Below are 22,435 nucleotides of genomic sequence, written 5' to 3'. Positions count from 1 at the left end.
TCCTGCGCGGGCTTTACCTGGTGACCCCGGACTGGGACGATACCGACCGCCTGCTGGCCGTGACCGAGGCCGCGCTGGCGGCCGGCGCGGCGCTGCTGCAGTACCGCCACAAGCACGCCAGCCCGGCGCTGCGCGCGGAACAGGGCGAAGCCCTGCTGGCGCTGTGCCGCCGCCACGGCCGGCCGCTCGTCATCAACGACCACCTCGACCTGTGCCTGGCCCTGGGCGCCGACGGCGTGCACCTGGGCGGCACCGATGCCCCGGTCGCCCAGGCGCGCGCGCTGCTCGGGCCCGAGCGGATCGTCGGCGCGTCCTGCTACGGCGAACTGAAACTGGCCGAACTGGCCCGGCAGGCCGGCGCCAGCTACGTGGCCTTCGGCGGCTTCTATCCTTCGCCGGTCAAGAAGTACAGCTTCGTGACGCCGCCGGAACTGGTCGAGGTCTGGCGCGACCGGGTGGCGCTGCCGATGGCGGTCATCGGCGGCATGACCCCGGCCAACGCGGCGCCGCTGGTACGGCGCGGCGCCGCCATGGTGGCGGCGATCACGAGCGTGTACGGGGCCGACGACCCGGCCGCGGCGGTGCGCGCGTTCTGCGCGCTGTTCGGGGACGCGGCCGGCGGGGCGGGACAGCGCTAGTTGTGGCGCGGCGTCGGCGCCGTCCGCCAGCGGCGCGTCCGCCTGCCCGGCCATTGCATACAATGGGCGCATCACCTCGACCTCGACCACGACGAACGATGCGACCACTGCGCCTGCTCATCCATACCACCCGCCACCCCTCGGCCATCCTGCTGCTGGTGCAGCTGCTCGGCATGCTGTTGTATCCCTTCATCGAGAAGGAGCCCGCCGGCCACGGCGCCTTCAATGTGTTCGGCGTCGTGGTGCTGGCGCTGACCATCCGCATGGTGCGGCGCACGCCGGGCGAAACCTGGATCAGCGTGGCGCTGGCGGTGCCGATCGTGATCCTGCTGGCGCTGCAGCACATGCTCGACCTGCGCAACGCGCTGCTGGCCTGGTCCTCGGCGCTGGAAGCGCTGTTCTACTTCTATGCCGCCGGCAGCCTGATCGCCTACATGATGGGCGACCGCAAGGCCACCACCGACGAGCTGTTCGCCGCCGGCGCCACCTTCACCCTGCTGGCCTGGGGCTTCACCCACCTGTACCTAATGGTGCAGGAACTGCACCCCGGCACCTTCGCGGCCGCCGTCAACGCCGATGCCCCGCGCACCTGGAGCGAGCTGAATTACCTGAGCTTCGCGCTGCTGTCGAGCACCGGCATCGGCGACGTGATCCCGCTCACCGTGCACGCGCGCGCCCTGTGCAGCGTCGAAATGCTGGTCGGCGTGATGTACCTCGCGGCCGTGGTGGCGCGCCTGATCGGCTTCACCACCCAGGGCAGGATCTACCGGCGCCATCCGAACGGGCAGGGCGAGCGCTGGGAAGACGACTGAGCGCCGGGCCTTGCCGGTCGGGAGCGGCCGGATTTCATTCGTGGTGAATAAAATACGTACGTGCGCCCGCCGCGGCCGTTCAATTAAGTCTTCGATAAGGTCGATGCCGTAAGTTTCGCTCCGTTGGCAGCCCGGGCAATCCCGCCACCGCTGCACGAATCGCACTGGCTTCATGATCCCCGAGACCCGAACCCGCGGCGCCGCACGGCGCGCCTTCGTCCTGCTGGCACGCTGCGTGGCCGGCCTGTTGCTGCTGCTGGCCGCCTACGTGCTCGCCACCGCCTTTCCCAAGCCGATGTTCGATTACCGCGGCAGCTACCAGAACTACCGGGTATGGTCGGACCGGCCCATCCCGGAAGAGATCAACGCCGTGCTGGACGACGTGACGCGGCGCCTGCGCAGGTCGAGCCTGCACGACCGCGAGACGCCGGTCGAGATCTTCTTCTGCAACGATGCCTGGCGCCTGTGGTTCTACGGCCGCGCCTTCAATGCGCGGATGGGCGGCGCGGCCGACGTCTGGCTGACCCGGCAGGTGTTCATCCGCGCCGCCGACATCCCGTCCAACCGCATCCACTCGCCGGGCGCGGGGCCCATCGCCGATGCCGCGCAACGTCCGCTGTCGTATTTCATCGCCCACGAGATCACCCACGGCGACGTGTCGCGCCGCTTCGGGCGCACGGTCATGCTGCGTTATCCGGAATGGCTGCTGGAAGGCTATGCCGACTACGTGGGCAAGGGCGACGATTTCGATTTCGAGGAAAACCGCGCGCTGTTCGCCGCCGGCGAGCGCGCGCTGGATCGCAAGAAGAGCGGCTTGTACCGCGAATACCACCTGAAGGTCGCCTACCTGCTCGACAGGAAGGGCTGGACGCTGGACCAGGTGTTCGCCAACCCGCCTGCCGAAAAAGAACTGGACACGCGGCTGCGCGCCCAATGAAAAACCGCCTGCAAGCAGGCGGTTGTTGGGTTCAGGCGCGGCCGCTTACCAGCCGATGTCCTTGAACAGTTCCAGCGTCAGGTCGGTCGGCGCCGTGACCGTGTGGGTCAGGTCGGCGTTGATCGACGGTTCCATCAGCTGGTTGCGGGTGGCGGTGGTGTTGTAGTGCGACACCGACGAACCCGGCTGGTAGGGGTTCGGCGTGAACATCGTGATGCGGCGCGCCGCATCGGCGCCCGAGATCAGGGTCTTGGAGCGCTCGAACTTGCCCACCGTACCCATCGGATTGGCGTTCGCCTTGACCAGGCTGGCGGCGATCATGGCGCCGTCGGCCTGGGTCACGCGCAGCGCCGGGATGGTGATGCTCGGATCGGCGCCGCCCATGCCGGCCACCGCGCCCGGTGCGTTGTCGGCCACGATGACGCCGATCGCACCGGCGTTCTGGGCGTTCTTGACCTTGACCGCGAAGCCGCAGGTGCCGCGGCTGACCAGGGCGATCTTGCGGCGCACCGCCTCGGCGTTGGCCGCATTGAACGGGGTGCAGGCCGAGCCGGGGCTGTCCGGCTGCAGGGCCACCGCGGCGATCTGGCCGGTGAGCGGCGACTTGTCGATCTTCGGGCCGAAATCGGCTTCGCCGACCGCATACAGGTCGCCGGCCGAGGAGGCGGCGCCGGCGCCGATCACGCGCAGCTGCGCGGTGGCGGTCAGCACCGAGGGCACCGCCGCGGTCACCTTCGGGCCGGTCCAGGACAGGCCGCCCGGCTTCAGGGCCGATGCGGCGCGCTCGGCGTTGGTCATGTCGACCCACAGCTTGTTGGTGGTGTTGTCGAGCAGGTAGTGGTCCCAGACCGAGGGGTAGCCGGCCAGCGGGGCGCCGGTCTGGCCGTTGGTAAAGGTCTGGAAGCCCAGGCCGTGGCCCATTTCGTGCAGCAGGGTGGCGACGAAGTCGATGTTGTTGCCTTCGTTGGCGTCCAGGCCCAGGTAGAACGAGCTACCGGCCAGGCAGTTCGACTTGCCCAGTTCGGAGTTGAAATTGGCGTTGATCTGGGCCCCGGGGGAGTCCGAGATCTCGCTGCCGTACAGCTTGTTGGCCAGGGCGTACGAATACCAGGTGTCGGCCTTCGGTGCGCCCGGGAAGCCGCCGAACACCTGGGTGGCGCCGGCGCTGCCGAGGACGGCGCTGGTGGCGGTGCACGAGAGCGGGCGGAACTGCGCGTTGATCACGATCGGCACCGAGCTGGTCAGGGTCGCGCCCCAGATGTTGGCCGCGTGGGTGAAGGCGATCAGGCGCTGCTGGCCGAGGGTGGTGCCGGTGTTGCCGCCGACCGGGGCGGCCGGCGTCGGGTCGTTGAAGCCGACGCCCGGCGCGTTCAGGTTGTTGATCACGATTTTTGCTGCTGCCTGGGCGCTGCTCATGCCGGCGCATGCAAGGGCCAGGGCCGCGGCCACCAGGGTCAGGCTTGGGCGCTTATTCGACTTCATTCTGGGACTCCTTCGCGTGCGTGCTCACTGGGGCGGTCAGGGTGGCTTCGGCGGCATGCTTGCCGTGGACGCAGTTCTGTTCGAGCTTGCCGTCCGCGCTACGGTGCACCACCGTGTACATGATCGACTCTTCGTCGACGTGCGCTGCGACGATGCCGTTTTTCTGAAGGCGCGCGACGTTGGCCATCGGTGCGCCGGAAGCCTGGCGCGCGGCCTTGTCGGCGGCGCGCTGGGCGGCGCGCAGCTCGTTGAGCTCCTTGGCTTCGGCGGCGGTCGCATTGCGAATCTTGCCGGTGACCGGATCCTTGGCGACGGTCTGGCCTTCCTGGCCGGCGGCGACGGCCGAGCCCGCGAGCGCCAGCGCCGCGACGGCGAGGGCGCTACCTAGTGTGATTCCGCGAATATGCATGTTGTCTAGTCTCTCAGGAAATTAAACGTCGATCGGTGCATCCTTATTCCCCGCTCACCAAGCCGGTTCACAACAACTATAGCCGCCGAGATAACGAAATTGTAAAAATCTGTTGCAAATATTCTATTGATCTGTGTTTAGATGTACATATATTGTTCGGTCTCAAGGATGAAGAACACGTCTTGTGCTAGCCGCGTTAATACATTGCCGGCAGCTTGACGCGGGCGGCATCCGCTGCCCGATGCATGCGGGTTCCGCTAGGGAAGAGGGGAGTGCCGGACCCGAACATATGCATCAAAATGGCCCGCCCCCGCATTGACCGGTGTGCCGGCCCATGCGATATTGCTTTCTTGCCATTTCCTACGAAAGCAAACGCATGCGTCTTCCGTTCCGCCCCCTCGTTTCCGCCCTTGTCCTGGCACTGGCCGTCAGCAGCTGCGCCCAGCTTCCCACCGCCACCATCACGCCCGATGCGCTGCGCACCCATGTGCAGTACCTCGCATCCGACCAGCTGGAAGGCCGCGGCACGCCCTCGCGTGGCCAGGACCTGGCGACCGACTACATTGCGGCCGAGTTCCGCAAGGCCGGCCTGGAGCCTGCCGGCGACGACGGCTACTTCCAGACCGCGCAATGGCAGTACGCCGAGCGCAAGGCGGAGGACGTGAACATGCGCATCGCCGTGGGCGGCGCGACGATCGCGGTGCCGGCCGGCGGCGCGACCGGCAACTTCCTGGATGCCCTGACGCTGGCGGCAAGCCCGGCGGTGTACATGAGCTGGAAGGATGCGCTGGAAAACAGCGCTGCCGCCGACGGCAAGGTGCTGGTGGTGCCGGCCGCGCCGGTGCCGCGCGCCGCCCGCATGCTGCAGGAAAAGCTCAAGGGCAAACCGGCGCTGGTCGTGATGATCGACCGCGAGAAGCGCCACGGCGCCGGCACCGGCGGCTGGCTGGTCGATCCGGCGCAGCCGGTCCTGAAGGACGCGCCGCCGGTGCTGGTGCTGCACGCGCCGGAGGCCGCCGCGGCGCTCGAGAAGGGCGGCGCCAGCGTGGACGTGCGGGTCGCGCCTGCGGCGCTGCGCCCGGTCAAGCTGCGCAACGTGGTCGGCGTGCTGCGCGGCGCCGATCCGGCGTTGAAGAACACCTATGTCCTGATGACCGCCCACCACGACCACGTGGGCATCCGCGACGGCGAGATCTACAACGGCGCCAACGACGACGCCAGCGGCGTGGTGTCGGTCATCGAGGCGGCCAGGGAGCTGGCTGCGCGCAAGGAGCGCCCGCGCCGCAGCATCGTGTTCATGACCTTCTTCGGCGAGGAGCTGGGCATGCTGGGCTCGAAGTACTATGCGCGCCATCCGGTGTTTCCGCTGAAGGACACCGTGGCCAACATCAACATCGAGCAGACAGGCCGCACCGACGACAGCGAAGGCCCGCAGCTGAACGCGGTTGCGATGACCGGCTTCGATTTCTCGAGCCTGGGCGACACGCTGAAGAAGTCGGCCGAGCAGACCGGCGTGCGCCTGTGGAAGCATGCGGCCTTCAGCGACCAGTTCTTCTCGCGCGCCGACAACCAGTCGCTGGCCGACGTCGGCGTGCCGGCGCATACGCTGTCGGTGGCCTACGGCTTCCCCGACTACCACGGCAAGGACGACACCTGGGACAAGCTGGACTACGACAACATGGCGCGCGTGACCCGCATGCTGGCCCAGGGCGTGTACGACGTCGCGAACGCGAGCGAGCGCCCGGTCTGGACCAGCGCGCCGAAGGCGGCGGGCTATGCCGCCAAGGGACGGGCGCTGGTGTCCGGCGCGCCGGACGCCAAGTGAGCGCAGGGCCGGCGCTGGTGCGCCGCCTGCAGGCGCAGGAATGGCAGGCCTACCGCGCGATCCGGCTGCGGGCGCTGGCGGATGCGCCCGACGCCTTCGGCAGCACGCTGGCGGCGGAGCAGCGCCTGCCCGACGAGACCTGGGCGGCGCGCGTGGCGAAGTCGGCGGTGTCCGGGATCGACTGCGCGCTGGTGGCGGAGCAGGGCGGCCTGCTGGTCGGCCTGCTGTGGGCCAAGGTCGATGCGGGCGACGCCGCCAGGGTCAACCTGTTCCAGATGTGGGTGGCGCCGGAATCGCGCGGACGCGGCGTGGCGGCGACGCTGCTGGACCAGGCCCTCGGCTGGGCCAGGTGCCGCGCGGCGCGGGTCGTGCACCTGGGCGTGAACCGCGCCAACGCCGGCGCGCGCAGGCTGTACGAGCGGGCCGGATTCCGCCCGCTCGGCGCGCCCTATCCGATGCGCGAAGGCGCCCCGCACATGGAACAGGAAATGCGCCTGGACCTGTCCGGAGCGGAATGAAAAATGGGACGCCGAGGCGTCCCATTCTTACGTGCAGCGCAAGGCTGGCTTAGTTACCGCAGCCCAGCGAAGCGATGCGGTCGCGTGCGGCCTTGGCCTGCACCAGGCCGAAGCCGTACTTGGTATCGCGGCCGGCGGTGCCCAGGTCGAGCGCGCTCTTGGTCAGCGAAGCGCGCATCTGTGCAGCGGTACAGGTCGGGAAGTAGCTCCACACCAGTGCCGCGACGGCCGACACGTGCGGGGTTGCCATCGAGGTGCCGTCGAAGTAGGCGTAGTTGCTTGCCTTGATGCCGACGGTGGCGCTCTGGCCCAGCTGGCCCTTCATGGCCGCGCCATCGGTGTCGCTCGCGGTGACCGACGGGATGCTGGTCACGGTGGTGCCCAGCGTGCCGCCGAAGCTGCCTGCCACGTTGTTGTACACCACGGCGCCGACGCCGCCGCTGTTCTGGCAGTTCGAGACCTTGGTCGCGAAGTCCACGGTGCCGCGCTGGATCAGGCAGACCTTGCCGGAGACGGCGGTGTTGACCGTGTCGCCGATGCCGAAGTCGGCCAGCGGTGCGGTGGCGGTCTTGACCGGCGAGCCTTCCATCGCGCCCGGGGCGTAGGTGCTGGAGCCGACGGTCAGGACGGCTTCCTGGCCGGTGCCCATCGGGACGGTCGACAGCACGCTCACGCCCGGACCGGCCAGTTCGACCTTGCTGTTGTACTGCGAGAAGGTGGCCCACTGCTTGTTCTCGTCCACGGCGCCGACCATCACGACGCTGGCGTAGCCGGCCGGATAGGAGACCACGGTGTTGCCGTCGTTGCCGGCGGCGGCGACGTTCAGCACGCCGCTCGAGTACAGCTTGTCGAAGGCGCTCTGTTCGGTGCGGCTCGAACGGCCGCCGCCCAGCGACATGCTGATCACGTTGGCGCCGGCGGCGCCGCACTTGTTGGCGGCCGAGGCCAGGGTCGAGGAATAAGCCCAGCCGCTGGCGCCGAACACCTTCACGATGTGCAGCTTGAGCTGCTTGTTCGGGTTCACGCCGACCACGCCGACGCCGCTGTTGTTGATGGCGGCGATGGTGCCGGCCACGTGGGTGCCGTGGTGGTTCTCGTCGGTGTACCACCAACCGGTGCCGGCGTCGTATTCGCCGGTCAGCGCGTTGCCCGACAGGTCTTCGTGGTCACGGTTGATGCCCGAGTCGATGATGCAGACCTTGCGGTTGGCAGCAAGCGAGTCCGAAAGCAGGTCGGCCTGCACCTGTTTGATGCCGTACGGGACCAGCTGGCCCGAGGTGTACGGCGTGCCGGTCGACGGCGAGGTCAGTGCGAACGGCTTGCGGACCACGTCTTCTTCGATGTATTCGACGTTCGGGTTGTTCTCCAGCCCTTTCAGCGCGACTGCCGGGACCTCGATGGCCATGGCGTTCATGCCGAAGATTTCGTGCTTGACCGAACCCTTGGCTGCAGCGACGGCCGACTTCACCTTGGCGGCGGCGCCCGGCTTGAAGGCGACGATGATGCGGGTGGTGTCGGGAGCTGCGGCCTGCGCGTTGCCGAGGACGCCGGCAGCGATCAGGGCTGCCAGGCAAACGCGAAGGGAGGATGCGCGAGTGTTTTTGTCTACCATTAATCTTCTCCGTTTGAAAACAAGTTATTGCGCCTTGGCTCTGTAGGCCGCGTGCGCTTTTTGTGCCACCTCATGGGTGGTTGAATTAGTGTATTTCAAAAACTTGACTATATGCACGTTAGATTCAACTGTGCGTAGGCAACACTTGATCAAGCACAGCAAGCTACCGATTGTCCATACACATTGTCTGTACAACGTGTCAGTGTTTTCTCCAAATACCCGCAAAAAACGCAGCACTCCAGACCTTCTGTTTGTGCAAATGCAGCGGCGCGCCACGCGCCTGTCCACTCCTTGCTATCATTTCAAACTTTACGGCGTTGCAATTCGGCGGCGTCCCACGCTTGTTTAGGAAGGGAAATATGAAGACCAAGGCTGCAGTTGCATGGAAGGCGGGCCATCCGCTCACGATCGAAGAAGTCGAACTCGAAGGCCCGAAGGCCGGCGAGGTGCTGGTCGAAGTCAAGGCGACCGGTATCTGCCATACCGACTACTACACGCTGTCGGGCGCGGACCCGGAAGGCCTGTTCCCTGCCATCCTCGGCCATGAGGGCGCGGGCGTGGTGGTCGATGTCGGCCCGGGCGTGACCAGTCTGCGCAAGGACGACCACGTCATTCCGCTGTACACCCCGGAATGCCGCCAGTGCAAGTTCTGCCTGTCGCAGAAGACCAACTTGTGCCAGGCGATCCGTTCCACGCAGGGCCGCGGCCTGATGCCCGACGCGACTTCGCGCTTCTCGCTGGACGGCAAGCCCCTGTACCACTACATGGGCACCTCGACCTTCTCGAACTACATCGTGGTGCCGGAAATCGCCCTGGCCAAGGTGCGTTCGGACGCGCCCTTCGACAAGATCTGCTACATCGGCTGCGGCGTCACCACCGGCATCGGCGCCGTGATCTTCACCGCCAAGGTGGAGGCGGGCGCCAACGTGGTCGTGTTCGGCCTGGGCGGCATCGGCCTGAACGTGATCCAGGCTGCCAAGATGGTGGGCGCCGACAAGATCATCGGCGTCGACCTGAACCCGGAGCGCGAAGCGATGGCGCGCAAGTTCGGCATGACCCACTTCATCAACCCGACCAAGGTCGAGAACGTGGTCGACAGCATCGTCCAGCTGACCGACGGCGGCGCCGACTACAGCTTCGAGTGCGTCGGCAACGTCACCACCATGCGCCAGGCGCTGGAGTGCTGCCACAAGGGCTGGGGCCAGTCGATCATCATCGGGGTGGCGGCGGCCGGCCAGGAAATCTCGACCCGTCCGTTCCAGCTGGTGACGGGCCGCGCCTGGCGTGGCTCGGCTTTCGGCGGCGCGCGCGGCCGCACCGACGTGCCGAAGATCGTCGACTGGTACATGGAAAACAAGATCAACATCGACGACCTGATCACCCACCACCTGCCGCTCGAACGCATCAACGAAGGCTTCGACCTGATGAAGTCGGGCGAGTCGATCCGCTCGGTCGTGGTCTACTGATACCCCGCTGTCCGGCATCCTCGACGCGGCCTCCTGGCCGCGTTTTTTATTCGTAACCCCGTAACCGGGGTCAGGTCTGACATTCAGACACGAACTCGAGCATGACTTGGTTGTATTGCTCAGCCCGTGTCTAAATGTCAGACCTGACCCCCAAGCGTAGACGCAGCCTCCGGGCCGCGTTTTTCCTTCGTTTTTCCGTCCTGTCCCGCCGATCCTGCCGCCTGTCGCACCGGACTGGCAGGCATCCCTGCATCCCCCTACTGTGCCAGCATGCCGATGCAATCGGCTCAAAGTAGAAAAAAAGTTCTAGACAATTTTATCTAGAACTTTTAATCTAGTTGCCAATGACGAAGCAGCGAGCGGAAGGGGAGAGCACCCGATGGACGAACTGGTCGGCACGGCCGCCACGGCACTGGCCTGGGCACTGATCGATTTCCTGTGGCAGGGCCTGCTGGTCGGCTGGGCCGCCGCGCTGCTGCTGGCGCTGATGCGCAGGGCGCGTCCGCAGGCGCGCTACCTGGTGGCTTGCGCGGCGCTGCTGCTGTGCGCGGCCTTGCCGCTGGCCGGGATGCTTGGGCGCATGGCCGATGCCGGCGTGGCCGCCAGCGCGCTGCCCCTGATGGCGAACGCAACGGTGGCCGGCGCCATGGCGGTCCTGCCGGCGGCCGTGCTCGATGCCGGGCGCGTCGGGGCCTGGGCGCACTGGGAATCGGTCGTGCAGCAACGCCTGCCGCTGGTGCTGCTGTGCTGGGCGATCGGCGCCGGCCTGCTGGCCCTGCGCATGGCGCTCGGACTGGCCTGGGTGCGCCGGCGCAGCCGGCCCGGTGCCTACCGGCCCGATCCGGCATGGCAGGCCCGGCTCGACCGGATGGCGCGCGCCATGGGCATTGCCCGCCGCGTCACGCTCGGCGTGGTCGAGGATTTGAGCAGCCCGGTGACGGCGGGTTGGTGGCGCCCGGTGGTGCTGGTGCCGGCGGCGCTGGTCTCGGGCATGCCGCCGCAGCTGCTGGAAGCGCTGCTGGCGCACGAGCTGGCCCACGTGCGCCGTTGCGATTACCTGGTGAATGTGATGCAGAGCGCGATCGAGATCCTGCTGTTCTACCACCCGGCCGTGTGGTGGCTGTCGAAGCGGATCCGCGAAGAGCGCGAACAGATTGCAGATGATGTAGCCGCAAGCACGCTCGGCGAACCGCGGCGCCTGGCACTTGCATTGTCCGAACTGGACCTGTTCCAGTTCACCCCGCAACTTGCCCCAGCAGCACATGGAGGAAATCTTATGTCCCGCATCAAACGCCTGGTTCGTCCCGAAGCCGAACCGCTGAACTGGAAACTGGCCGTGCCGATCCTGGGCCTGGCCGCCTGCGCCGCCTTCTATTCCTGGTCCGCGCCGGTGCATGCCGCCGCCGCTGCGCCTGAACCGGCGCGCAGCGAAGCCCGCGTCGTCAAACCCGGGGCCGAACCGCCGTATGCCGTGGTGCGTGCCGGCGACAAGGGTGTGAGCATGAGCGGCAGCAGCGACGACTGGGACGAGGTCAAGCAGGCCAGGGAGCGCATCGGCGGAAACTTCCTGTGGTTCCGCGAAGGCGGCCAGGCCTATTACATCCAGGATGCCGGCATGCTGGCCCGGATCGACGCCGCCTGGGCGCCGGTCGACAAGCTGGGTGCGCAGATGGACGCGTACGGCAAGGAAATGGACGTGCACGGCAAGAAGATGGATGCGCTCGGCAAAGAGATGGACGTGGCGGCGCGCGGCTTCAAGCCGGACCAGGACAAGGTGCGCGGCATCGAGAAACGCATGGAAGCGCTCGGCGAAGAGATGGACAAGCTCGGCAGGCAGATGGGTGCGACCGACAGCGTCAAGGAGCGCGAGCGCATCCAGAAGCGCATGAGCGAGGTGGGCCGGCAGCTGTCGGCGGCCGGCAACGAGATGAGCCAGCTTCACAACGGGTCCGGCATGCGCCAGGCGCAGCAGTCGATGGACGAGATCGGCCGTCGCATGGGCGAGGCCGGCAAGCCGATGGATGCGATCGGCAAGAAGATGGGCGCGCTCGGCAAGGACATGGAGCGCGAGAGCAAGGCGGCCGACAGGACGGTGCGTGCCTTGATCCGCGAAGCGCGCGAAAAGGGACTGGCGAAGCCGGTGCCGCAGGCGGGCTGAGCCCGCTTGCGGGGCAGCCAGCTGCCCGCCCCACGAGAAAACGGCCTGCCGCTTGCGCGACAGGCCGTTTTTTTACCGGATGGTCAAAAACCGTCGGCGCTTGCAGCCTCAGCCGCATGCGCCGCCGCGCAGCAATCTTATTGCTGCGCGATCTTGCCGCGCCATGCGCCGGTTTCCGAACCACGCTTCTCCAGCAGTTCCTTGAAATTCTGCAAGTTGCCACGCAGTTCCATGCGGACGGCGCCCATGGCGTCGCCGACGGCTTCGAGCGCGCCGTCCGGTTCATAGTCCATCTGGACCATGACGCGGCAGCAGTTGTCCGAGATCTTGTGGAAGGTAGCGACGCCACCGTTCTTCACGCCGGTGACGCTGCGCCATGCGATGCGCTTGTCCGGGATCTGCTCGGTGATTTCGACATCCCACTCCTTCTCTTCGCCGGCCACGTTGGCGCGCCAGTGCAGGTGCTTGTCGTCGAGCTGGCGAATTTCCTTTACGCTCTTCATGAACTGCGGGAAATCCTCGAACTGGGTCCACTGGTTGTAGGCCGACTTGACCGGGACGTTGATCTCGATCGATTCGGAGACCGACGAGCTGGCGCCGAAGCCATTGCGGTTCTGTTTCAGTTTCTTGGACAGCATCATGCCGCCAACGGCGAGCGCGGCAACAGTAACTACGCGGTTCAGCATAAGTATTCTCCTTTGGGCTGGGAAGCCGCTCCACATGCATGATAGGTCTGGCCCGAAACGCGGCATGCGGAGGCCATGGCTTCGTGACGTACTTGGTCCGACGGGCCACGCGATCTGTCGCGTATCTCCATTTAAAATAAGCGAAAAGACAATCGGGCGGCGCGCGACAGCATGGGCCACTTATACTGATGAGCCTGATGTTGGCTGTCAGAAAGGAGACCAAACATGAATATGCAAGGAGGATGTTTCTGCGGTGCAGTTCGCTATGCGGTAAGCGGCGACATTTTCAACAGCACCCTGTGCCACTGCACCGACTGCCGCCGGGTCTCCGGCGCGCCGGTCCTGGCCTGGTTCAGTGCGCGGCGCGCCGATTTCCGCTTCATCAAAGGGGAACCGGCACGCTTCGCGTCGAGCGAACACGTGCTGCGCGGCTTTTGCCCGCTGTGCGGCACCACGCTCAGCTTCGAGGACGCGCGCTGGCCGGAAGAACTCGACATCACCAGCGCCAGCCTCGACGATCCGGAACAGGCGCCGCCGGGCGAACACACTTTCGTGCGCAGCCGCCTCGGCTGGATGAACCTGCACGACGGCCTGCCCGAATACCCGACGACGCGCTCGGCCGGCAAGTAGCGGCTAGCGGCGCCGCACCTGGGAGTCGCTCAGCTGGGCCTGCATGTGCACCATGTTCGCTTCGAAGGACTGCATCTCGAGCCCGACCGGCGTCATGTCCATGCCCGACTGTTCCAGCCGCGTGAACAGCTTGTTTTCTTCCTCTTCGATATGCGAGGCGACCGCGGCGAGCAGTTCACGCATCAGCTGCTCGCTGTGGGCGTCCTCGAGCGACATCCCCTGCAGGGTCGCCACCAGGTCGTCGACATGCTGGTGGTCCTGCTCGAAGTGCCCGATCAGGCCGGCGTCGATGTCGCGCACTGCCGGGTAGAACACCGACTCTTCGAGCCGCGAATGCATGTGCAGGGCCTGCAGGATCTGGGTCGCGGCCTGCTTCTTCACCTTCTTGTCCTGGCTGTTGAGGTATTTGTCGGCCAGGTGGCGCACCATGTCATGGTCGTGCCGCAAAGCCTCCATCGGGCGGTCGACCGGGAACGCCCCGTGCCTGCCCATGCCTGCATCGTGTTCGGTTGCCATACCATCCTCCGTTTATGTTGTGGCCGCCGGCGAAGGGCATCGCTGCGCCGCCGCGGTCTTTCAGGCTAGCGCAGATCGGACGAAGGTCAATGGGTGCGATGGCGGCCGAAAGTTCCCCGGCAAGGCGGGGGCGTGGCGCCTGCCGCACAGCTGGATGGGCATACAGTAATCGCAGCGTTATAATGGCCGGATGCAGAATCTCCTCCATAACCTCAATCCCGAACAGCTCGCCGCCGTCACCCTGCCGTCGCAGAGCGCGCTGATCCTGGCCGGCGCCGGTTCCGGCAAGACCCGCGTGCTGACGACCCGCATCGCCTGGCTGATCCAGACCGGGCAGGTGTCGCCGGCCGGTATCATGGCCGTGACCTTCACGAACAAGGCGGCGAAGGAGATGCTGACGCGCCTGTCCTCCATGTTGCCGATCAATACGCGCGGCATGTGGATCGGCACCTTCCACGGCCTGTGCAACCGCCTGCTGCGCACCCACTACAAGGATGCCGCGCTGCCCCAGGCCTTCCAGATCCTCGACTCGCAAGACCAGCTCTCGCTCATCAAGCGCATGCTGAAGGCGCACAACGTCGACGACGAAAAATACCCGGCCAAGGCGCTGATGTACTTCATCAACAACGCCAAGGAACAGGGCCTGCGCGCGAATCGGATGGAGCCGAACGACCCGATCGAACGCCGCATGATCGAGCTCTACGAGCTGTACGAGGGCCAGTGCCAGCGCGAGGGCGTGGTCGATTTCGCCGAGCTGCTGCTGCGCTCGTACGAACTGCTGGCGCGCAACGGCCCGCTGCGCCACCACTACCAGATGCGCTTCCGGCACATCCTGGTCGACGAGTTCCAGGATACCAACGACTTGCAGTACAACCTGCTGAAACTGCTGGCAGGGCACGACGAGGAGGGCGGCGGCGCCATCTTCGCGGTGGGCGACGACGACCAGAGCATCTATGCCTTCCGCGGCGCCAACGTCGGCAACATGCAGGCCTTCGAGCGCGAGTTCCGGGTCAAGAACCTGATCAAGCTGGAGCAGAACTACCGCTCCTTCGGCCACATCCTCGACAGCGCCAACTACCTCATTGCGAACAACACCAAGCGTTTGGGGAAGAACCTGCGTACCGATGCGGGGCAGGGCGAGCAGGTGCGCGTATACGAGGCGTCCAGCGACCTGGAAGAGGCGCAGTGGATCATCGAGGAAGCCAAGAGCCTCATGAACGAGGGCATGTCGCGCAGCGAGATCGCCATCCTGTACCGCTCCAATGCGCAGAGCCGCGTGATCGAGCACGCGCTGTTCGCGGCCGGGCTGCCCTACACCGTGTACGGCGGCCTGCGCTACTTCCAGCGCGCCGAGGTCAAGCACGCCATCGCCTACCTGCAGCTGATGGACAACCCGCACAACGATTCGGCCTTCCTGCGCGTGGTGAACTTCCCCACGCGCGGCATCGGCGCGCGCTCGATCGAGCAGCTGCAGATGGCGGCCGACTCCTACGGCATTTCGCTGTACGCGGCGGTACCCTACATGACGGGCAAGGCCGGCGGTTCGCTCGGCAACTTCGTCAAGCTGGTCGAGTCGGCGCGCTTCGAGACCCAACAGCTGCCACTGCCCGAACTGGTGCGCGTGGTGCTGGAACGCAGCGGCCTCTTGCAGCACTACCAGAACGAAAAAGAAGGCGCCGACCGCATCGAGAACCTGGAGCAGATGGTGAACGCGGCCACCCAGTTCGTGCAGGAAGAAGGCTTCGGCCAGGGCGCCCCTGCCCATCTCGGGCCGCCGGCGCTGCCCTCGGCGGGCGAAGCCATCGTCAACCAGGACGGCATCGAGATCCTCGACTCCGACGCCCCGCTGGCCAATGTGATGTCGCCATTATCGGCCTTCCTCACCCACGCCTCGCTGGAAGCGGGCGACGCCCAGGCCCAGGCCGGCCAGGATGCGCTGCAGCTCATGACCGTGCACTCGGCCAAGGGCCTGGAATTCGACGCGGTATTCATCACCGGCCTGGAAGAAGGCCTGTTCCCGCACGAGAGCAGCGCGCGCGAGCTCGATGGCGTGGACGAAGAGCGGCGCCTGATGTACGTGGCGATCACGCGCGCGCGCAAGCGTTTATATATGAGCTTTACCCAGCAGCGCATGCTGCACGGCCAGACCCGCTTCAACATGAAGTCGCGCTTCTTCGACGAGCTGCCGGAAGAATCGATCAAGTGGCTGTCGCCGCGGGTGCAGACCAACTGGTTCGCCGGCCGCAAGCAGACCACGGCCTGGGACGACGCCGCCTTCCGCGACGGTTCCGACAACAAGATCGCGCAGCAGATCACCCAGAAGTCCGGCAACGGCTCCGGCTGGCGCGTGGGGGAAAGCGTTTCCCACGCCAAGTTCGGCGAGGGCGTGATCGTGAATATCGAGGGTGGGGCAGGGGCGGCGCGCGCCCAGATCAACTTCGGCGCGGCGGGAATGAAGGTGCTCGACCTGTCGGTGGCGAAGCTCGAACGGGTCGGCAGCTAACTGCTTTTCGTAGGGTGGGCGGCTTTGCCGCCCACGCGTTCAACCGGCTGCGAGATCATCCGACCAGAATCCTCACCCGATAACTATCACCGCGTGGGCGGGAGACCCGCCCACCCTACGGTTTACTTGGTGAGATTGACGCCGCCGGCCGGCGCGCCATCCACCGGCTTCCCGAAAATCTGCCGGTAGCCCGCATACATCGCGCACTGCAGCAGCAGGATGAACAGGAAGATCAGCCACATGATCACCACGCGCGTCATGCTCGAGGCGCCCAGCAGCAGCGTGATCACCATGCAGATACCGAAGAAGATCGCGAACCAGGCCAGCAGCAGTACGATGAACACGCGCGCGCTGCGCACCACGGCGAAGAAGCTGTAGAAGGTGGCCTTGCCCGGCCCCATCTTCTGCCAGTAGGCCAGCGGCGCGGCGAAGCACAGCGCCATCAGGGCCGCCACGTCCAGGCCAAAGATCATGAACATCGCCAGGACGTCGGAACCCGCCACCTGCGGCTGGCCCCCTTCGCGTCCCTGGCGCGCCACCTGTTCCCAGAAGCCCGGATCGACCGCGAAGCGCGTGATCACGGCCATCAGCAGCGACACGGCCAGGTAGACCAGTCCCACCTTGCACAAATCCTTGACCACCGGCTGGCGAAAGCCCGTCAGCAGCACGCCGGGGGTAACCCGCTCGCCGTTCTCGATCATCAGGCAGGCCTTCATGAAGGCCATCGAGAACGAGGGGATCAGGATCACCGCGATCATCGGCCCGAGCAGGGGCACGGCGCTGATGCCGATGCTGATCAGGATGTTCGCGAACAGCAGCGTGGTGAGCGCGGCCGGTTGTTTGCGGAACAGGCCGGCGCCTTGCTTGAGCCAGTGCCAGCCGGTGATTGCAGGAAGTGAGTTCATGTAGGCAGGTCGGGCGCGCCGCGCTCGATGCGGGCGCGCAGGATGCGTTCGAAGTGGGTGGGGTCGTGCGGCGTGAGCAGTTCGGCCGCCCGCGGAATATGCAGATCGTACAGGCGCGACAGCCAGAAGCGCAACGCGCCGGCGCGCAGCATCGGCAGCCATGCGGCGTGTTCCTGGGCCGTGAACGGACGCACGGCGTGATAGGCGGCCAGCAGGGCGCGCACGCGGGCTTCATCGAGCCTGCCGGTGGCAAGGTCGACGCACCAGTCGTTGACGGTCACGGCGACGTCGAACAGCCAGGTGTCGACGCCGGCAAAATAGAAGTCGAAGCAGCCGGTCAGGCGTTCGCCCTCGAACATCACGTTGTTGCGGAACAGGTCGGCGTGCACCGGGCCGCGGGTCAATGCCGCGTAGGTGCCGGTCGCGGCAAAGTCGGCTTGGTACCGCACTTCATTGCGCAGCAGCTCGGCTTCGCGCGCCGAAACCAAGGGCAGCACGGTGGGCGCGGTGGCGCTGATCCAGTCCAGGCCGCGCAGGTTCGGCTGCACCAGCGGGAAATCGCGTCCCGCCAGGTGCATGCGCGCCAGCATGGTGCCGACTTCGGCGCAGTGCGGCGGCTGCGGATCCATTTGAGAAGCGCCGCTCAGGCGGCTGACGATGATGGCCGGCTTGCCGTGCAGGGTGACCACCAATTCGCCATCATGCGTCGGCACCGGCGCCGGCACCGGAATGCCGCGCTCGGCCAGGTGGCGCATCAGCTGCACATAGAAGGGCAGTTGCTCGATACCGAGGTTCTCGAAAATGGTCAGCACGAATTCCCCACGCTCGGTGGTGAGGAAGAAGTTGCTGTTGTCGATGCCGGAGGAAATGCCCTGCAGCGCGAGGGCGCGCCCGAGGGGGAACTGCTTGATCCACTGGGAAAGGTCGTCCAGCGAGACCGCGGTGAAAACTGCCATGTGCTAGCAACGAAGGTGAGGGTCGGCTGCCGCATCGACGGCGGCGGCAGCGTCAGGATTTATTTTTTTTCGACGGGTTCCATGGGCGGCGGGGGCGGTGCGTCGGCGCGTGCCGGCACGCCCGGCTTGGCCGGCGCCGGCGAAGGCGCCGCGGTCGCCGCGTCGGCGGCCTGCTTTTTCGGATTACCGAAGTCGAATTCCATGACCTGCCATTGTGGGGCGCGGATCGCGCTGCTCTGGGCATCGCCGGGTTGGGCGTTTCCGGGTGCAACGTTGGGCTTCATGATGTAGCGGCTCTTGCCGCTTTGCACTTCCACTTCGGTGAGCTTCCCGCTGTTGTCCCGCTTTTCGGTGATGCGGGTGCGTTCTTTCGGCGGAATGGTGGTGGCCGGCACATCGCTGCCTGGTTCGATACGCTCGAGCTGCGGCGGGGTCTGGGCCGGGCGCTGTTGCTGGACAGGAGCCTGCTGCTGGGACTGTGCCGCGGCCAGGCCGGCATGCGCGATCAGGCAGAGCGAAAGGAGTTTCAGGCGGGAGGATGTGCGCAACATGATGGTCACCTTGTGTCGTTTGGTTCATTGTAACAAACCGACACGCTTCCCTGTGAAAAGTGTGTGTCTTTAAATGGCCGAGCCCGGCACCGCCCGTGCGTTGGCCGAGCCGATTCTGCGATAATGCCGGACACTGTGGCGCTTGCGCCGGCTCACCTATTTATGTCGCCCTATGGAAAATACCCTGCTGCTCGTTGACGGTTCCAGCTATCTCTACCGCGCCTACCACGCGCTGCCCGACCTGCGCAGCCCGGACGGGTTCCCCACCGGCGCCATGCACGGGATGGTCAACATGCTGCGCCGCCTGCGTGCCGACTACCCGGCCGCCTACATCGCCTGCGTGTTCGACGCCAAGGGCAAGACCTTCCGCGACGACCTGTATCCGGAATACAAGGCCACGCGCGCCTCGATGCCGGAAGACCTGGGCAAGCAGATCGAACCGATCCACGAAGTGGTGCGCCACCTCGGCTGGCCGATCCTGATGGTCGACGGCGTGGAAGCCGACGACGTGATCGGCACCCTGGCCGTGCAGGCCGCCGCGCGCGGCATGAAGACCGTGATCTCGACCGGCGACAAGGACCTGGCCCAGCTGGTCAACGACAAGGTCATGCTGATCAATACGATGAGCAACGAGAAGCTCGACGAAGCCGGCGTGCTCGCCAAGTTCGGCGTGGCGCCGAACCGCATCATCGACTACCTGACCCTGATCGGCGACACCGTCGACAACGTCCCGGGCGTGAGCAAGTGCGGCCCGAAGACGGCGGTGAAGTGGCTGACCCTGCACGGCTCGCTCGACGGCGTGATCGAGAACGCGCACAGCATCAGCGGCGCGGTCGGCGAGAACCTGCGCAAGGCGCTCGAATGGCTGCCCAAGGGCCGCGAACTGATCACCGTGAAAACCGACTGCGACCTGGTCAGCCACGTGGTCTCGTTCGAAGAGACCCTGGTCGGCCGTCCGGAAAACGCCGAGGCCCTGCGCGAGTTCTTCCAGCGCTACGGCTTCAAGACCATGCTGCGCGAACTTGGCGGCGGCAACGGGCGTGCGGACGGCGCGGTGGCGCCGGCGCGCGGCGCCGGGCCGGGCGGCGCGCCGCTGAATTCCCCGGAAGGCGCTTCCGGCACACTGCCGGGCATGGCCATCATCAAGGGCGAGTACGAGACCATCCTCACCGACGAACAGCTCGACAAATGGCTGGCGCTGGTCGACGCGGCCGAACTCACCTCGGTCGACACCGAAACCAGCTCGCTCGACCCGCTGGCCGCCGAGATGGTCGGCATCTCGCTGTCGGTGGAAGCGGGCAAGGGCGCCTACATCCCGGTGGCGCACCGCTATGCCGGCGCGCCCGACCAGCTGAATCGCGAGCACGTGCTCGAGCGCATGCGCCCCTGGCTGGAAAACCCGGCCAAGCCGAAACTGGGCCAGAACCTGAAGTACGACATGCACATCTTCGAGAACCACGGCGTCAAGCTGAAGGGGATCGTGCACGACACCCTGCTGCAGTCCTACGTGTTCGAGTCGCACAAGCCGCACGACATGGACACCATGGCGATGCGCCACCTCGGCTACACCACGATTCCCTATGTCGACGTGTGCGGCAAGGGCGCCAACCAGATCTGCTTCGACCAGGTCGAGCTGGCCCGCGCCACCGAATACGCCGGCGAGGACTCCGACATCACGCTGCGCCTGCACCAGGCCATGCTGCCGCACGTCGAGAGCGACGCCGGCCTCACCCGCATCTACCGCGAGATCGAGATGCCGACCATGGAAGTGCTGCAGAAGATCGAGCGCAACGGCGTGCTGATCGACGCCGAGCTGCTGGCGGTGCAGTCGGGCGAACTGGGCGCGCGCATGCTGGAGCTGGAGCAGCAGGCCTACGAGCTGGCCGGCGGCCCCTTCAACCTGGGCTCGCCCAAGCAGATCGGCGAGATCTTCTTCGGCAAGCTGGGCCTGCCGGTGATCAAGAAGACCGCCACCGGCGCGCCGTCCACCGACGAAGAGGTGCTGCAGAAGCTGGCGGAAGACTACCCGCTGCCGAAGATCCTGCTCGAGCACCGCGGCATGTCCAAGCTGAAGTCGACCTACACCGACAAGCTGCCCAAGATGGTGAACCCGAAGACCGGCCGCGTGCACACGAACTATGCGCAGGCGGTGGCCATCACCGGGCGCCTGTCCTCGAACGAGCCGAACCTGCAGAACATCCCGGTGCGTAACGCCGAAGGGCGCCGCATCCGCGAAGCCTTCATCGCGCCGCCGGGCAGCGTGATCGTCTCGGCCGACTATTCGCAGATCGAACTGCGCATCATGGCCCACATCTCGGGCGACCCGGCCATGCTGAAGGCCTTCGCCGAAGGCGAGGACATCCACCGCGCCACCGCCGCCGAGATCTTCGGCATCCCGCCGGAAGACGTGCAGAGCGAACAGCGCCGCTACGCCAAGGTGATCAACTTCGGCCTGATCTACGGCATGAGCGCCTTCGGCCTGGCCCAGAACCTGGGCATCGAGCGCGGCGCAGCGGCCAATTACATCGACCGCTACTTCGCCCGCTTCGCCGGCGTGAAGCAGTACATGGACGAGACCCGCCTGCAGGCCAAGGCGCGCGGCTACGTCGAGACCGTGTTCGGCCGCCGCCTGTGGCTCCCCGAGATCAACTCCCCGAACGGCCCGCGCCGCGCCGGCGCCGAACGCGCCGCGATCAACGCGCCGATGCAGGGCACCGCGGCCGACCTGATCAAGCTGGCCATGATCGCGGTGCAGGGCTGGCTCGAAACCGAGAAACTCGGCACCCGCATGATCATGCAGGTGCACGACGAACTGGTGCTCGAGGTGCCGGAAGCCGAGCTGGAACTGGTGCGCGTGAAGCTGCCCGAGCTGATGGCGGGCGTGGCCACGCTGAAGGTGCCGCTGGTGGCCGAGACCGGGGTGGGACCGAACTGGGAGCGCGCCCACTGATGGGCCTTACCCGCGCGGCATAGGATGGACCGGCCGCGATCCCGGCGCATGCGGACGTGCGAGAATCGCGGGCATCACATGGCTCCCGAAAGGCAATGCAGATGCAGATTCCGGCCGGACGCTCGCGTCCCCTGACACGCGCCGTGGCGGTGGAGCGCATGCGCGCCCGCCTGCTGCGCGAAGGCTTCCCGCGCCTCCAGATGTTCATCCTGGTGTCGCTCACCGGGCTGGCCGGTTTCGGCGCATCGGCGGCGATGCTGCTGGCCGGGGTCGACACGCTGGCGCTGCGCTACGTGCTGGCGATGGGCGTGGCCTACATCGTCTTTTTGCTGCTTCTGTGGTGTTGGTTGCGCACCAGCGCGGCCGACTACATCGACGCCTTGCCCGTGCCTGACGGGGCAGGCAGCGGCGCCGTACCCCGCGCCGCGCAGGGCGACTTCGCCGGCGCCGGCGGCAGCTTCGATGGCGGCGGCGCCAGCGCGAACTTCGATGCCGGGGTGGCGGACGGCGGCATCGAACCCCTTGCCGGGAAACCGCTCGAGCTCATCGGGCAGGCCGAAGAAGGGGCGATTCCGCTGGCGATCGTCCTGCTTGCGCTGGGCATTGCGTTTTCATCGCTGTTCGTGATCTGGTCGGCGCCGGTCCTGTTTGCCGAGATCCTGGTCGATTCCCTGCTGGCGGCCGGCCTGTACCGCCGCCTGCGCACGCTCGATCCGCGTCACTGGATGCTCGCCGCGCTCAGGCGCACGCTCCTGCCGTTTGTGCTGACCACCCTGGTGGTGGGCGGCGCGGGCTGGGGCATGCAGGCGTATGCGCCCGAGGCCAGGTCCCTGGGCGAGGTCTTTTCCAGCCGCTAGCTGTTCCATTCCGAATACTGAACC

19 protein-coding genes are annotated in these 22,435 nt (G+C 66.4%); 11 read left to right on the top strand and 8 right to left on the bottom strand.

Annotated elements, in window-relative coordinates; translation table 11 throughout:
* The first annotated feature begins 2 nt into the window (after positions 1-2).
* From thiE to AB3347_RS12855, 3 genes are all read left to right on the top strand, one after another.
* Positions 3-638: a thiamine phosphate synthase gene (gene thiE, locus AB3347_RS12865; protein ID WP_369092304.1), complete on the top strand. Its 636-nt coding sequence runs from the start codon at positions 3-5 to the stop codon at positions 636-638.
* 98 nt (positions 639-736) lie between these two features.
* On the top strand, positions 737-1,450 hold the full coding sequence (locus tag AB3347_RS12860) for an ion channel (RefSeq protein ID WP_369092199.1): 714 nt from the start codon (positions 737-739) through the stop codon (positions 1,448-1,450).
* Positions 1,451-1,622: 172 nt separating this feature from the next.
* Positions 1,623-2,387, top strand: coding sequence for a hypothetical protein (locus AB3347_RS12855; protein ID WP_369092198.1), 765 nt, complete (start codon positions 1,623-1,625; stop codon positions 2,385-2,387).
* 45 nt (positions 2,388-2,432) lie between these two features.
* On the opposite strand, the gene AB3347_RS12850 is transcribed toward AB3347_RS12855, so the two are convergent.
* Positions 2,433-3,869 (bottom strand): PA domain-containing protein, encoded by a 1,437-nt coding sequence (locus AB3347_RS12850; protein WP_369092197.1) that lies wholly within the window; start codon positions 3,867-3,869, stop codon positions 2,433-2,435.
* Positions 3,856-4,278, bottom strand: coding sequence for a hypothetical protein (locus AB3347_RS12845; protein ID WP_369092196.1), 423 nt, complete (start codon positions 4,276-4,278; stop codon positions 3,856-3,858). The genes AB3347_RS12850 and AB3347_RS12845 overlap by 14 nt, the downstream gene beginning before the upstream one ends.
* A gap of 376 nt (positions 4,279-4,654) precedes the next feature.
* On the opposite strand from AB3347_RS12845, the gene AB3347_RS12840 reads away from it, so the two are divergent.
* A complete protein-coding gene (locus tag AB3347_RS12840) occupies positions 4,655-6,103 on the top strand; it encodes a M28 family metallopeptidase (protein WP_369092195.1) in 1,449 nt (482 codons plus the stop codon).
* Positions 6,100-6,621, top strand: a complete 522-nt coding sequence (locus AB3347_RS12835; RefSeq protein WP_369092194.1) for a GNAT family N-acetyltransferase — start codon at positions 6,100-6,102, stop codon at positions 6,619-6,621. The genes AB3347_RS12840 and AB3347_RS12835 overlap by 4 nt, the downstream gene beginning before the upstream one ends.
* 49 nt (positions 6,622-6,670) lie before the next feature.
* On the opposite strand, the gene AB3347_RS12830 is transcribed toward AB3347_RS12835, so the two are convergent.
* Positions 6,671-8,233: a S8 family serine peptidase gene (locus AB3347_RS12830; protein WP_369092193.1), complete on the bottom strand. Its 1,563-nt coding sequence runs from the start codon at positions 8,231-8,233 to the stop codon at positions 6,671-6,673.
* A gap of 359 nt (positions 8,234-8,592) precedes the next feature.
* Between AB3347_RS12830 and AB3347_RS12825 the strand changes: the two genes are divergently transcribed.
* Positions 8,593-9,699, top strand: a complete 1,107-nt coding sequence (locus AB3347_RS12825) for an S-(hydroxymethyl)glutathione dehydrogenase/class III alcohol dehydrogenase (protein WP_036210538.1) — start codon at positions 8,593-8,595, stop codon at positions 9,697-9,699.
* Between the two features lie 379 nt (positions 9,700-10,078).
* On the top strand, positions 10,079-11,857 hold the full coding sequence (locus AB3347_RS12820) for a M56 family metallopeptidase (protein WP_369092192.1): 1,779 nt from the start codon (positions 10,079-10,081) through the stop codon (positions 11,855-11,857).
* Between the two features lie 137 nt (positions 11,858-11,994).
* On the opposite strand, the gene AB3347_RS12815 is transcribed toward AB3347_RS12820, so the two are convergent.
* Positions 11,995-12,543 carry an SRPBCC family protein gene (locus AB3347_RS12815; RefSeq protein ID WP_369092191.1) on the bottom strand — a complete coding sequence of 183 codons (549 nt, stop codon included), beginning with the start codon at positions 12,541-12,543 and terminating at the stop codon, positions 11,995-11,997.
* Positions 12,544-12,768: 225 nt separating this feature from the next.
* Here AB3347_RS12815 and AB3347_RS12810 point away from each other — a divergent pair, with 225 nt between their 5' ends.
* Positions 12,769-13,173 carry a GFA family protein gene (locus AB3347_RS12810; RefSeq protein WP_369092190.1) on the top strand — a complete coding sequence of 135 codons (405 nt, stop codon included), beginning with the start codon at positions 12,769-12,771 and terminating at the stop codon, positions 13,171-13,173.
* 3 nt (positions 13,174-13,176) lie between these two features.
* Here AB3347_RS12810 and AB3347_RS12805 read toward each other — a convergent pair whose 3' ends face one another.
* Positions 13,177-13,689 carry a hemerythrin domain-containing protein gene (locus tag AB3347_RS12805; protein WP_369092189.1) on the bottom strand — a complete coding sequence of 171 codons (513 nt, stop codon included), beginning with the start codon at positions 13,687-13,689 and terminating at the stop codon, positions 13,177-13,179.
* Positions 13,690-13,879: 190 nt separating this feature from the next.
* Here AB3347_RS12805 and AB3347_RS12800 point away from each other — a divergent pair, with 190 nt between their 5' ends.
* On the top strand, positions 13,880-16,192 hold the full coding sequence (locus AB3347_RS12800) for a UvrD-helicase domain-containing protein (protein ID WP_369092188.1): 2,313 nt from the start codon (positions 13,880-13,882) through the stop codon (positions 16,190-16,192).
* 122 nt (positions 16,193-16,314) lie between these two features.
* On the opposite strand, the gene AB3347_RS12795 is transcribed toward AB3347_RS12800, so the two are convergent.
* The 3 genes from AB3347_RS12795 to AB3347_RS12785 are packed head-to-tail and all read right to left on the bottom strand — an operon-like array spanning position 16,315 to position 18,604.
* On the bottom strand, positions 16,315-17,097 hold the full coding sequence (locus tag AB3347_RS12795) for a BPSS1780 family membrane protein (RefSeq protein ID WP_369092187.1): 783 nt from the start codon (positions 17,095-17,097) through the stop codon (positions 16,315-16,317).
* The gene (locus tag AB3347_RS12790) at positions 17,094-18,053 is read right to left on the bottom strand and encodes a homoserine kinase (RefSeq protein WP_369092186.1); all 960 of its coding nucleotides are present in this window, start codon (positions 18,051-18,053) and stop codon (positions 17,094-17,096) included. Before AB3347_RS12790 ends, AB3347_RS12795 begins: the two co-directional genes overlap by 4 nt.
* A gap of 59 nt (positions 18,054-18,112) precedes the next feature.
* Positions 18,113-18,604 carry a hypothetical protein gene (locus AB3347_RS12785; RefSeq protein WP_369092185.1) on the bottom strand — a complete coding sequence of 164 codons (492 nt, stop codon included), beginning with the start codon at positions 18,602-18,604 and terminating at the stop codon, positions 18,113-18,115.
* A 172-nt stretch (positions 18,605-18,776) separates the two neighbouring features.
* Between AB3347_RS12785 and polA the strand changes: the two genes are divergently transcribed.
* Together polA and AB3347_RS12775 are read left to right on the top strand one after the other, a co-directional pair.
* Entirely contained in the window at positions 18,777-21,554 is a 2,778-nt protein-coding gene (gene polA / locus AB3347_RS12780; protein WP_369092184.1) for a DNA polymerase I, read from the top strand.
* Between the two features lie 95 nt (positions 21,555-21,649).
* The gene (locus tag AB3347_RS12775; RefSeq protein WP_369092183.1) at positions 21,650-22,411 is read left to right on the top strand and encodes a hypothetical protein; all 762 of its coding nucleotides are present in this window, start codon (positions 21,650-21,652) and stop codon (positions 22,409-22,411) included.
* The last annotated feature ends 24 nt before the right edge of the window (positions 22,412-22,435 follow it).

The sequence above is a fragment of the Massilia sp. X63 genome (assembly GCF_041023745.1).
Classification (GTDB): domain Bacteria; phylum Pseudomonadota; class Gammaproteobacteria; order Burkholderiales; family Burkholderiaceae_D; genus Telluria.
This window is presented reverse-complemented; position numbering and strand designations above follow the sequence as displayed.